General features: G+C 42.9%; 9 protein-coding genes and 1 tRNA gene. All 10 read right to left on the bottom strand.

From position 1 onward, the window contains the following. Positions 1-47 precede the first annotated feature (47 nt). A complete protein-coding gene (lanKC, locus tag G9F48_RS17700) occupies positions 48-2663 on the bottom strand; it encodes a class III lanthionine synthetase LanKC (protein ID WP_165409890.1) in 2616 nt (871 codons plus the stop codon). A 120-nt stretch (positions 2664-2783) separates the two neighbouring features. Then, complete coding sequence (locus G9F48_RS17695) at positions 2784-3437, bottom strand: ABC-2 transporter permease (RefSeq protein ID WP_071392185.1); 654 nt, start codon at positions 3435-3437, stop codon at positions 2784-2786. Next, positions 3415-4287, bottom strand: coding sequence for an ABC transporter ATP-binding protein (locus tag G9F48_RS17690; protein WP_165409889.1), 873 nt, complete (start codon positions 4285-4287; stop codon positions 3415-3417). The genes G9F48_RS17695 and G9F48_RS17690 overlap by 23 nt, the downstream gene beginning before the upstream one ends. A gap of 635 nt (positions 4288-4922) precedes the next feature. Beyond that, complete coding sequence (gene glmS, locus G9F48_RS17685; protein ID WP_007609074.1) at positions 4923-6725, bottom strand: glutamine--fructose-6-phosphate transaminase (isomerizing); 1803 nt, start codon at positions 6723-6725, stop codon at positions 4923-4925. Between the two features lie 431 nt (positions 6726-7156). Then, the gene (gene glmM / locus G9F48_RS17680; protein WP_007408011.1) at positions 7157-8503 is read right to left on the bottom strand and encodes a phosphoglucosamine mutase; all 1347 of its coding nucleotides are present in this window, start codon (positions 8501-8503) and stop codon (positions 7157-7159) included. A gap of 17 nt (positions 8504-8520) precedes the next feature. Beyond that, positions 8521-9960 carry a CdaR family protein gene (locus tag G9F48_RS17675; protein ID WP_165409888.1) on the bottom strand — a complete coding sequence of 480 codons (1440 nt, stop codon included), beginning with the start codon at positions 9958-9960 and terminating at the stop codon, positions 8521-8523. Then, on the bottom strand, positions 9953-10774 hold the full coding sequence (cdaA, locus tag G9F48_RS17670) for a diadenylate cyclase CdaA (protein ID WP_003156763.1): 822 nt from the start codon (positions 10772-10774) through the stop codon (positions 9953-9955). The genes G9F48_RS17675 and cdaA overlap by 8 nt, the downstream gene beginning before the upstream one ends. 166 nt (positions 10775-10940) lie before the next feature. Further along, positions 10941-11567, bottom strand: a complete 627-nt coding sequence (gene rsiW / locus G9F48_RS17665) for an anti-sigma-W factor RsiW (protein ID WP_065180897.1) — start codon at positions 11565-11567, stop codon at positions 10941-10943. Positions 11568-11580: 13 nt separating this feature from the next. Next, positions 11581-12144, bottom strand: a complete 564-nt coding sequence (sigW, locus tag G9F48_RS17660) for an RNA polymerase sigma factor SigW (RefSeq protein ID WP_003156766.1) — start codon at positions 12142-12144, stop codon at positions 11581-11583. A 230-nt stretch (positions 12145-12374) separates the two neighbouring features. Then, a tRNA-Gln gene (locus tag G9F48_RS17655) sits at positions 12375-12446 on the bottom strand. Between the last annotated feature and the right edge of the window lie 77 nt (positions 12447-12523).

Below are 12523 nucleotides of genomic sequence, written 5' to 3'. Positions count from 1 at the left end.
TCGAGTGTTAACAGACATTCATTTATCATCTATTGGGGATAATATTATTAATTTATTCCAACTGGAATATCTTTCATTTTTGTTTCCGCTAAAAATTTATCTGTGTTGACCAATGGTAACCAATAAAGTGGATTGCTTTTAACAATTCCCATTAGTGCTAACACTATACCTGAGCTGCCTGTATAAACATCATCAGATAATCTATAAGAAAATTGCCCCGGATAAACATAATAATCATTTTTCTCAATTAAAAAGATATTAAGCAGATCCATTACTTCCATAAGAATTCCCTTCCGTAATTTTCTATTATCAACCATAGAAGGGATTAAAAGGAAGCTACCTGCGCCATCAAATAAACCTCCACTGATTGTGCAGCGTATCTTTGATAGATTTAAAATGGCTCTAAATTCTTCTTTAAATAGATCTTGTCCACTTACATGGTTTAAAAACCAAATTGACGCAGCAACTCCAATAGACCCTCCAGAGAGATATGGCAATAATCGGTTTCTATCATCCAAAGTCTGTAATACACCGGTTACATCATCTTTTTTTGTCTTTTCCAAGTCTTTCTTTAAAAATAACTCAGCTTCCTCTAAATATCTTTTATTATTGGTTGCTGAATAAAGCGCTGAATAAAACAGAGATACGCCAGATAACCCATCAATTAAACCTATACCTACCGCCATCCAGTCATTAACTTTTAATGACTCGTCTTTAACCTTATTTAGGTCAATCAATTTTTCTATCTCTTTCGCAAACTCCAAGTATTCTTTACTTTCCGTCTCAAAATATAAACTGATTAAGAACAGGCCTATTCCTGAAAGACCTGATCGTAAAGAAATGTTGGTTGTTTCATTTACATTACTTCTCAGAACATTCAATTCATTTAAAACAGTTTCCTTGTACCCCTTCTCATAAAGCAGAGCCAGCATTCCTGTTTTTCCAGTTAATAAACCATTATCATCGCCAGTCGATAGGTTATCCACCAAAAAACTTTGAATCCAATTATCTACATTCTCAGACTTCGAGTTACATCTGGTAAGAATATAGGCAGCGCCACTCCCCCCAGTGAGAAAGTTGAATTTTCCTCCGTTCATTTCAAACTGACGAATATCACCGTTTACGAGCCTGTCATCATCTATTAAATTGTTTTCTAGACCCTTTATCAACTTATTAATCATGGAATATAAGTTGATATCCCTTTTCTTGTTATAAAGGTTAATCTCTCTGGGAAGATATTTGTGATAACCTTTTATTTTATCATCACATTTTTTTTGCAACTCTAAAATGAAATGATAAAATGATTCTCCATAATTCATCTTTATCCAGTATAAATGGTTATCTTGCAGATACCCATCCATATCGTCTGATGAGAGCACTGGCAGTGCTAAATATCTTACTAATCTCTTTAACCCAAACCAGTCTCTAGAACCACCTGCCTTCATTTCTTGAGAAACAAACCCGATTGTTGCCATACTAGGTTTTTCTTCAGACTCTACGGGCATTGCAGTCTCAAAATCTATTATCTTAACGGTTAAATCTTCAGTTACCATCACATTTGCTGGCTGCAAATCACCCATAGCAACTCCGTTATTATGCATTTGATCTATCAGAGCAAAGAGTTGTAACAATATTTTTTTTATATTCTTAGCATGATTACATATACTATCGCCATCTTCATCTCTAAAGAATGGATACTCTTGTGCAATCCATTGTCTCAAATCTCTTCCTTCAATGAATTCCTCTACTAAAAAGTAATGTTCCCATTCTTGGAAGTACTCAATTAGATTGACCACGCCATGTATGTTCTTAAGCTTTTTTAAAGTATCATATTCAATTTTTTGCCTTTCTAACGCATCTCTGGGTCCTCCATCTAAACCAGCATTTGGTCTGGCTTCTTTAAGAATAACTTTCAAGTTATCTTTCTTTCGAGTCGCAAGATATACCCCCCCTGCGTTACTGTAGCTCAGTGCAGTAATGATATCATACTTCGCTAAATGGCTTTCCCCCTGTTGTTCTGAGTCGTCAGAATGATTGATCGTATTAAGATAATCATCAAAGTCTTTTACAAAATCAGGGGTCTGATAAAAGGGTGTTCTTTGATCCTTAATTAAATTACCACTTTCATCCCTAATACAGTGCTCACCATGTTCATTAAAAATAAGCTTAAATCCGCCATATCTGTAAAATACATTAGTATTTTTCCACCTCTTATCACTGAGTATATAGGGGCCTTTTTTGAAATCCTTTGTTATTTCAGATAAGTCTTGCAACAATTCAACAAAGATTTCTTCATTAGCCGGGTACACCGTTATAAATTTGCCGGAAGAAGCTCGATTTGCATTTTTTGAATTCATGTTAATAAAACTATGCATATCCTTTAGGTGTTTAAATTCAATTTTCTTACCCATACAAAAGCGGGCAACCCTATCCAATACACTTTGTGCGTCCTCTAACAATGAAGTTAAATGAATTTTCCACCCCTGCTCTGGTAACGATACACCCTTAACATGATAATATTTCCATACTGAGTTGCTATCTGAGATAACAGTATAGGTATCAGGGATGTCATTCACTTCATATGTATTCAGTGTCATCTCTTGTTTCCCGAAATACTCGGAATTTGCCTTCAGATATTGATGATATAGCATGTTGCCTTCCATAAAAGCCCCCCCATTTTTATATGCTAAATATTAACCCTCAAGGTCACAAAGTTCTTTATATGCAAAGACAACACCTTATCCTGTTATAACTTGATCAGCATAAAATCAATACACACGCTGCTAAAATTCTTTTTTATGATATATAGCTGAGGCAATGAAAAATGAAATGATATATAAGATAACGCCGATCATGAGATATATAATCGGGACATATAAAGAAGGATTTATGTGCAAAAATGACAGCGGTACTTGTTCTGCTACATACCCAACGACACTTTGCAATCCAAAGGTAGCAAAAAGTCCCCCCATTGCCCCTCCAATCACGATAGCATCGGATTTTTCCGGACCTATCATGTAGAGAAGAGGATAAACGATTGCACCGGCAAAGAGAACGATGAACGTTCCAAAAGAGACAATATTAAATATGCCGTCAATTGGTTCATCAGAACCCAGGCTGTATACAACGAAAATACCATAAGATATTACGGCTCCGATCACAACAATCAAAAGATAAAAGAAATAGTGACTTTGAACAATATTTGTTCTGCTGACCGGTAAAGTCAGGACATACCTGTCATAGCCAGACTTGCTCTCATACTTTATAACCTCAAGTGCGGGCATAACGACAAACAATATAATCAGCATAGCAACAAAACGATGCATTGAAGCATCCCCAAAATAAAAAATGACTGCTGATACCAATATGGCCAACCCTGTGTATGCAAAGAAACTCCGATAAACCAAGTAGTAGTTAGTCAGTAATAGACCTCTCAATGTTTTCACTCCTCGTTAAAAAGACGCTGATTTCTTCTATGGAAATGGTGTTGGCCGTTACGCCATTCGGCAACTTCTGTTGATCCGATACAAGCACACTCCAATAAGATCCATGATTCCTTTTTGCTAGAACGATATCTTCGTCAAGCTCAGCCAATTGGCCTTCATCAACATCTATAACGGTATAGCTTTCAAGAACCTTATCTTTCTCTTCATTTAATAAAATTTCGCCATCTTTCATCATAATGATATGGCTGGCTATCTTCTCGACATCAGTCATAATGTGCGATGAAAGTAAAATACCGCCGTTGTTTTTACTCACAAAGCTTTTTAATTCATTTAACAGATCATCTCTTGAAGAAGGATCAAGCCCTCCCGTTGCTTCATCCAGGAGTAATAATTTTGCATTATGCGACAAAGCAACAGCTACAGATAACTTCATTGACATGCCGCGCGAGAATGTATTCACTTTTTTGTCCATAGGTAAAGAGAAAGAATGAACCAACCGGTAAAAATGGTCTTGGTCCCAAGCGTCGAATAGTTTCTTAAATACATGGTTCAGCTGCTTTATCGTAAGGTGCGCAGGAAGATTCATCGCATCAAATACGACACCAATATCTTCTTTGAACTTTATATGTTTATCCAGATTCTCTTTACCAAAGATTTTCACTTTACCTCTATCTTGAGAGATTAATCCTAATATCGTTTTAAATGTTGTTGACTTGCCTGCGCCGTTATCACCGATAAAACCGACAATTGATCCAGCAGGCACATTGAATGTAACATCCTTTAAAACAGCTTTATGACCAAAAGATTTGCTGATGTTTCTGATTTCTAAAAGGTTTGACATCATTCCACTCCTATCATTGTTGTCAGGACTTTTTTAAGAATTGAACCGGATTATTGCAAAAATGTTGTGATTTTCATATCTAGTCTAGGTATTCATAATGGATCAGGAGTCGGTAAATACAAAAGGGATTTTAAAGTCTTTTTTAATCATAATTTGGAAGTGTAATCGATTGATTAGGTTTATATAATGGGATATTCATGATGAAAACTGCTGGAGGTGACTTACATGCTGGAAAAGAAAATGTGTATTCTATAATCTATATATGTAGTCTCATCAGATAACAGATTTATTGTCTAATTGAGTAGCCCGTTCAAGAGTGAAGTATGTCCTAAAAAGTAATCAGACATGGGAATAAAACACCAAACAAATACTTATTCAAAAACCAATAATTGATCGCTACCATTCTTTACTAATGGTTACATTTATGGGTTTAAACTGGAATATATTTATATTATAAAATAGGCGTTACTTCTTTTCAATATATATATGGGGATTTCTTTATAAATATAAAATTCTTCAGTTTATCAACAGGCGAACACTTCTTATTTTCATACTAAAAACCCCTCTGGTTTATCTAAAACCAGAGGGGTCAAACTTTCCGACTATATTTTAAGTTTACCGTGAATTATTTATTCCTATTCCACAGTCACACTCTTCGCAAGGTTGCGCGGTTTATCAACGTCACACCCGCGATGCAGTGCAGCGTAGTAAGCGATCAGCTGCAATGGCACAACAGATACCAGCGGAGCAAGCGCAGGGTTGACTTCCGGCAGGATGAATCTGTCGTCTGCGTCTTCTAAGCCTTTCAGCGAGATGATGCAAGTGTTGGCGCCGCGGGCTGCGACTTCCTTCACGTTTCCGCGGATGCTCAGGTTGACGTGTTCTTGTGTCGCAAGTGCAAAGACCGGTGTTCCTTCTTCGATCAGGGCGATTGTTCCGTGCTTCAGCTCGCCGCCGGCGAAGCCTTCTGCCTGAATGTAAGAAATCTCTTTCAGCTTCAGGGCGCCTTCGACACATACGAAGTAGTCAAGGCCGCGGCCGATGAAGAAAGCGTTTCTTGAAACAGTCAGGTACTCACGCGCGATCATTTCCATTTCGTCCTTCTGGTCGCAGAGAGCTTCCATGGCATTTGCCGCGATACCTAATTCTTTGACTAAATCAAAGCCGATATCAACGCCGTTGCGTTCTGCCGCAACTGATGCAACGATCGCGAGGACGGCAATCTGAGCCGTATACGCTTTTGTTGATGCCACGGCGATCTCAGGGCCTGCGTGCAGAAGCAATGTGTAATCCGCTTCACGGGAAAGCGTTGATCCCGGAACGTTTGTAATCGTCAGCGCTTTGTGACCCAGCGCTTTGACTTGAACAAGCACGGCGCGGCTGTCCGCTGTTTCTCCGCTTTGGGAAAGGAAGATAAAGAGCGGCTTCTTAGACAGAAGCGGCATGTTGTAAGAGAATTCACTCGCTACATGCACTTCAACCGGTACGTTTGCCCACATTTCAATATATTGTTTCCCGACAAGACCGGCGTGGTAGCTCGTTCCGCAAGCCACGATATAAATGCGGTCCGCTTCCGCCACGGCGTCAGCGACATCGCCCGCCACGGCCAGTCTGCCGTTTTCGTCCTGATACGTTTGGATGATTTTGCGCATAACAAGCGGCTGCTCATCCGTTTCTTTTAACATGTAGTGAGGGTATGTGCCTTTTTCGATATCACTGGCGTCAAGCTCAGCGATATAAGACGCACGTGTCATGACTTCACCGTCAAGGTTTTTAATCACGGCTTCGTCTTTTGTCACGATCACCATTTCTTTGTCCAAAAGCTCAACGTATTCATTCGTTACTTGAAGCATAGCCATCGCGTCAGATGCCACGACGTTAAACGTATCTCCAAGACCGATTAACAGAGGGCTTTTGTTTTTTGCAACGTAAATGGTGTCTGTGTTTTCACCGTCAAATAATGCAATTGCGTAAGAGCCTTTTAACAGAGTCAGTGTTTTACGGAACGCTTCTTCTGTGCTGAGTCCTCCCGCCACAAATTGCTCGATCATTTGAACGACTACTTCAGTGTCCGTGTCGCTTTTCAGTTCAACGTTTTCAAGATACTCGCGCTTCAGCTGAACATAGTTCTCGATCACACCGTTATGAACAAGTGTAAAGCGGCCGAGTGCGCTTTGATGCGGGTGAGCGTTCAGGAAGCTTGGTTCGCCGTGAGTCGCCCAGCGTGTATGGCCGATTCCCGCTTGAGATTCAACCGTGTGATCCACCACTTCACGAAGGTCGGCGATGCGGCCTTTTTCTTTGTACACATGCACGCCCTGCTCATTCGCCACAGCGATACCGGCAGAGTCATAGCCGCGGTACTCCAGCTTCTCTAATCCTTTTAACAAAATCTCTTTCGCATCAAGCTGACCGATGTAACCTACAATTCCACACATATTTTCTTCCTCCTAAAGGTGTAAAAGGAGACGAAGAAAGTCAAATTACAAGGGGACTTTCAATCGTCCCCTCCCACATGTTTTTTTGGAAGATCATGTGATTTCTCTTTGTTCGGAGAGTCGCCCCTCCGGTTTGAAGAAATCCTTACGGCTGTGATCTAAATGAATCAGCCGGGAGGCATCCGCCGAAAATTCGATAACCTCCATCCTCGTCAACTAAGCCGTTTTTCGGGCGCTTAGTTCGGGCGCTGTAATTATAAAAGATGCAAACAATCCCGCCTTTCCTGCAAGTGAAAAACAAAGGCTGAACAAGCTTGATTTTACAGCATGTGCCAAGGACGGTCAATTATTTTTTGCCGCCCCGGCATCATGTCTACTATCATTTTATGCTGATCGCACTTGTCTTGTTCGCTCTCTGCTTATAAACTTCGCTACTCCGCTCCCATTTCTGTCCGCACGACATCCACGATTTTTGTGACATATTCGTCACAAAGCTCTTTTGTTCTCGCTTCCGCCATCACGCGAACGAGCGGTTCGGTGCCTGACGGGCGCACTAAAATCCGGCCGTCTCCGTTCATTTCTTTTTCCACTTCAGAAATAACGGCCTTCACCTTAGCGTTTTCTTCTACCTTATATTTATCCGTCACTTTCACGTTCACTAAGAGCTGCGGGAATTTTTTCATTTCATCCGCAAGTTCTGAAAGGGTTTTGCCGGACGCCTTCAGCGTATTCACAAGCATGATCGCGGACAAGAGACCGTCGCCGGTAGTGTTGTAATCAAGGAAAATAAGGTGCCCTGACTGCTCGCCGCCGACATTATAGCCGTCTTTTTTCATCGCTTCTACGACATAGCGGTCGCCAACTGCCGTTTGAACGCTTTTGATTTCTTCTTTTTCAAGCGCTTTGTAGAAACCGAGGTTGCTCATCACGGTCGATACGACGGTATCATCCTTCAGACGGCCTTCTGATTTCAAATACTTCGCGCATATGTACATGATCTGATCGCCGTCGACGATGTTTCCTTTTTCATCAACGGCAATGAGGCGGTCGCCGTCTCCGTCAAACGCAAGGCCGATATCGGCGTTTTTTTCTTTGACGAAAGCACTCAGCGCTTCCGGGTGTGTAGAGCCGACGCCATCATTAATGTTTAATCCGTTCGGAGACGTCCCCATTGTAGATACGTCAGCATCGAGATCGGCAAAAAGGTGCGTCGCAATGGAAGATGTCGCACCATGGGCGCAGTCAAGCGCTACATGAATGCCCGTAAAATCTTCGTCCGCCGTCTGCTTTAAAAATTGCAGATACTTTTGAACGCCTTCAAAATAATCGTTCACAAGCCCGAGGTCCGCGCCTGTCGGTCTCGGCAGCTTATCTTCCGGTTCATCCATGAGACGTTCAATCTCGGCCTCCTGCTCATCAGAAAGCTTAAAGCCGTCCCCTCCGAAAAATTTAATTCCGTTATCCTGTACGGGGTTGTGAGAAGCGGAGATCATGACGCCCGCCTCAGCATCCATGGCTTTCGTTAAATAGGATACCCCCGGCGTAGAAATAACGCCGAGGCGCATCACTTCAGCTCCGATCGATAAAAGTCCGGCGACAAGGGCTCCCTCCAGCATATGTCCGGAGATACGTGTATCACGGCCGATCAGCACTTTCGGGCGCTGCTTATCTTTGGTCAGGACATAACCGCCAAAACGCCCCACTTTAAAGGCCAGCTCTGGCGTAAGCTCGCTGTTGGCAACACCTCTTACACCATCTGTTCCAAAATACTTGCCCATTTTGTATCGCTCCTTTTTCATTCTGTTGAAGAAGAATCAGCGCTTGATCCGTCTTCATCCTGGTCTTGATTTTGATCCTGGTTTTGACTTTTATTCTGATCGCTGTCAGTGTCGTCTTCCCGGTTCTTGCTCTTGTCTTTGTCTGCGTCTCCGCTTGTGCCGTTATTATTGCCGGAATCAGCGGAGCCGCCGTCATTTTTATTTGAACTTGTGTTTTTCTTAGAAGTCAGCTTGATCTTAACCGTGTCTTTTGACAGGGACCATGTGACGTTTTGCGGGCCGTTTACTTCAAGCTTTACAGAGTGCTCTCCGTCATCCAAGTCCGAGACATTGGCATACAGTTCAATGTCCGACTTTTTCAGCGCCTTAATGTTGGCGGGAGAGCCTTTGGCCGTAATATTTATCGCCTGCGATTCAGGATCGAGAAACTCAATCTGCTGTGAGCCTCCCAGTCCGACCGTCTTGATTGCGACATTGTCAAAATCCTTTTTGTCTTCACTGTCCACTTTAACATGAAGCGTGATTTTTTCCGGTGATACCTTAGTGACGCCCTTAGGAAGCGGGATATCGGCATTGATATCGGTATCTTTATCAATTTTGCCTAAATCAAGAGATACGCCGTCAATAAATTCCAGTGAATCCAGCACATCCTGCGGGCCGTAAACCGTCACCTCACTCGGATTCGAGTCAATGCTCGCAACGCTCACCCCGTCCGGAAGACTTCCCTTCCTTTCGATTTTGAAAGGAAGCTTTTTGCTCGGACTGGCTACGGGAACCGTCACTTTAATGACTGACGGTTCAACATCAACAGGAAGTGCGTTGCCGTCTTTGTCATAGACGGTCACCTTCACTTCCTTTTCAATGGTCTCATTTGCATTTTCAAGGTTCACGGATGCTTTGACAAGCGAAATGTTATCAATCACATTTTTCGACCCTGTAATCTGCACGTTTTTCGGGCTGATAATCGGCTGCTGGGGGGTATATCCCTTTTTCATTTTGCTTTTATTGTAGTATTCAACTTCCACGGGAAAACTCTCAGCCGTTTTTTCCTGAATCGTAACCGTCGTGACTGACGGGTTAATGGAGACCGTCAGTCCGTCCGATACGTTTTTCGCCTTCAATTCGACCTTATGAGTCCCGGTCTTCAGCTTATTCATATCGGCGTATATCTCAAAATTCTTCGTCTGTCTCGCCTTTTTCACCGCGCTTGTCGAGCCTTTAATCGTGACATTTACGGTCTGGGGCACACCGGTGACGACATAGTTCGCTTCATCATAGTATGCTTTTACAGGAATATCAGTAAGCGTAGCCTCGTCAGTCGTTGATGTCGGAAAAAAGGATTCCCCCGGCTTTTTCGGAGTCGGCGCCTGGTTGTTGTTAACCGCAACGTAAAGCAGCAGCGCCAAGAGCAATGCAATGATCTTTACAGCCCAGCGGTTGTTTAAGAATTTATCCATTTTTCTTGCCCCTCCAGTACCAGCGGTTAGAAGAAGTATCTCTGGCGTTCTTCTTAAACTCGGCTTCAAGCATTTCTTTCAGTGCTTCTTCCGTCAATTCTCTGTGAAGGTCTCCGTTTTTGGCCACACTGATGGCGCCCGTCTCTTCAGATACAATAATGGTTAAGCTGTCCGTCACTTCACTGATGCCGACAGCCGCTCTGTGACGCGTCCCCAGCTCCTTTGAAATAAACGGGCTTTCAGAAAGCGGCAGATAACAGGCCGCCGCCGCAATCTCGTTATTTTTCATAATGACCGCTCCATCATGCAGCGGTGTATTCGGGATGAAGATATTAATCAAAAGCTCCGAGCTGACCTGCGCATTAAGCGGGATGCCCGTCTCAATATAATCGCCCATTCCCGTATCGCGCTCAATGGCGATGAGTGCGCCGATGCGGCGTTTCGCCATGTAGCTGATCGATTTTGTAATCGCTTCAATTGTCTTATGCTGCGCTTCCTCCACGGGGGTTCCGCTCCTGGAAAAGAACCGGCCCCGTCCGAGCTGTTCAAGCGCCCGTCTCAGCTCAGGCTGGAATATAATGATGATCGCTAAAAATCCCCATGTTATCGCTTGGTCCATCAGCCACTGAAGCGTGCTGAGTCCCAAATATGAACTGGCCATCCGGACCAATACGATGACGACGATTCCTTTTAAAAGCTGAACCGCCTTCGTTCCGCGTATGACCATGATTAATTTATATATCACATACCAAACAAGGAGAATATCAACGGCATTGCCGAGGTATTGCAAAAATGGGATGTCCTCAAAAGCCATTTCCTCGTCCTCCAAGAATTCAGTCATTTCGTTTTTTCCGTTATGAATTGTGCTGCATGAGCAATATGTACATCATATAGCGTGCTCATTATACCACATTTTGATTTCTCAAGTGAAATGGACCGGCACGGCGATGCATAAAAAAAGAGTAAAGCGATTATACGCTTTACTCATCTTCATTCGGGTCCAAAGCGCTCACGACGCCCTGGCCCGCCGATTTCAGTTCGTACCAGACCCAGTCAAACAATTGGTTAATCTCTTCAATCTGCCCGGTGACTTGTCCGGCTGAGGCCATGTATTTTTCTCCGTTGACGACGGTCACATTGCCGTCGACTTTTCCTTCAATGAACAGCTTGCCGTTTTTTACTGTGACATCGCCCTTTACGGTCTCGCCTTCAGGGACGGTGACCGTGTGATTCTGCACGATAAGGTTCGGCTGTTTGGACACACTGAAATTGTGGTCATTATGCCAGCTGTTGAAAAAACCGCCGCCCATTAAAATCACAAAAACCGCTGCGGCTGCAATCATCGGATGAGTTTTGATCCATCGTTTTACAGAAGCGCGTTTTTTCTCTTTTGGAAGATTCGCCATAACTTTGGCAGTAAAATCAGCAGGGGCCGTGACATGCGATGTGCTTCGGACGAGTGCTACGGATTTCTCCATTTCATGAAAATGCCGTTTGCAATTCCCGCATGACTGCAAATGTTGTTTTAATACGTTTTCATCTTCAGGAAGGATATCTCCATCAAGATGCTTATGCATAAGCTGCACAATCTGTTCAGGACAGCTCATTTCATCACCCCACTTAAAGATCCCTCAATTGTTTTCTAAGAGCCTCTCTGCCTCTGTGTATCCTTGTCTTGACGGTGCCGACAGGGATATTCAGAATCTCCCCGATTTCAATTAAAGAGAGTTCGTCAATATACTTTAATACAATAACTGTTCTGTACTTGTCCGGCAGCTTTAAAATCTTTTTCTGAATTGTGTCCGACAGCTCCAATGACAATACGGCGTCTTCAGGGAGAACCCCGTCCGCGGCGATCTGCGAATACATCGTCAGCCCTTCTGCTCCCGCTACTTCTGCGTCCAGATAGTAATCAGGCTTTTTCTTGCGGATGCGGTCAATGGTCAGGTTGGTCGCAATTCTGTAAAGCCACGTTGAAAACTTTCTGTTGATATCGAAACTGTCGATATTGACATACGCTCTGATAAAAGCTTCCTGCGCAATATCTTCCGCTTCGTGCACATTGCCGAGCATGCGGTAGCAAAGCTGGTAAATCTTATCTTTATAAAGGTCAACGATTTCTGCAAACGCATTTTGATCGCCTTTTTTGACTTGCTTGATTCTTTTTTTAATCAGGTTTTCCATGTTTTATCTTACCTCTGCCCTTCACCGGTCTGTATCTATACGTTGATTGTTTTAAAAGGTTTCATTTTTTTATTACATTTATTTTACCAAATTTCAGGCAGGGTGTAGATGGAAAATACAGAATATACTGCCTTAACAGCAGCTTAAAAATAGTATATCTGATGAACAATCAAAAATCGAAACAAACTGCTGATAAAAAAAAGACACCTTTATGCAAAAGGTGTCTGAGACTGGGCTAGCTGGATTCGAACCAACGCATGACGGAGTCAAAGTCCGTTGCCTTACCGCTTGGCTATAGCCCAAAAATGGTGGAGGGGGGCAGATTCGAACTGCCGAACCCTGAGGGAGCGGATTTACAGTCCGCCGCGTTTAGCCACTT

The organism is Bacillus sp. EKM420B (assembly GCF_011065565.1).
GTDB classification, from domain to species: domain Bacteria; phylum Bacillota; class Bacilli; order Bacillales; family Bacillaceae; genus Bacillus; species Bacillus velezensis.
This window is presented reverse-complemented; position numbering and strand designations above follow the sequence as displayed.

Bases quoted from the DNA above. Each gene is read 5' to 3' on its own strand.
- cdaA (WP_003156763.1), bottom strand. From the start codon at position 10,774: ATGGCTTTTGAGGACATCCCATTTTTGCAATACCTCGGCAATGCCGTT.
- rsiW (WP_065180897.1), bottom strand. From the start codon at position 11,567: ATGAGCTGTCCTGAACAGATTGTGCAGCTTATGCATAAGCATCTTGAT.
- G9F48_RS17690 (WP_165409889.1), bottom strand. From the start codon at position 4,287: ATGTCAAACCTTTTAGAAATCAGAAACATCAGCAAATCTTTTGGTCAT.
- sigW (WP_003156766.1), bottom strand. From the start codon at position 12,144: ATGGAAAACCTGATTAAAAAAAGAATCAAGCAAGTCAAAAAAGGCGAT.
- glmS (WP_007609074.1), bottom strand. From the start codon at position 6,725: ATGTGTGGAATTGTAGGTTACATCGGTCAGCTTGATGCGAAAGAGATT.
- glmM (WP_007408011.1), bottom strand. From the start codon at position 8,503: ATGGGCAAGTATTTTGGAACAGATGGTGTAAGAGGTGTTGCCAACAGC.
- G9F48_RS17675 (WP_165409888.1), bottom strand. From the start codon at position 9,960: ATGGATAAATTCTTAAACAACCGCTGGGCTGTAAAGATCATTGCATTG.
- lanKC (WP_165409890.1), bottom strand. From the start codon at position 2,663: ATGGAAGGCAACATGCTATATCATCAATATCTGAAGGCAAATTCCGAG.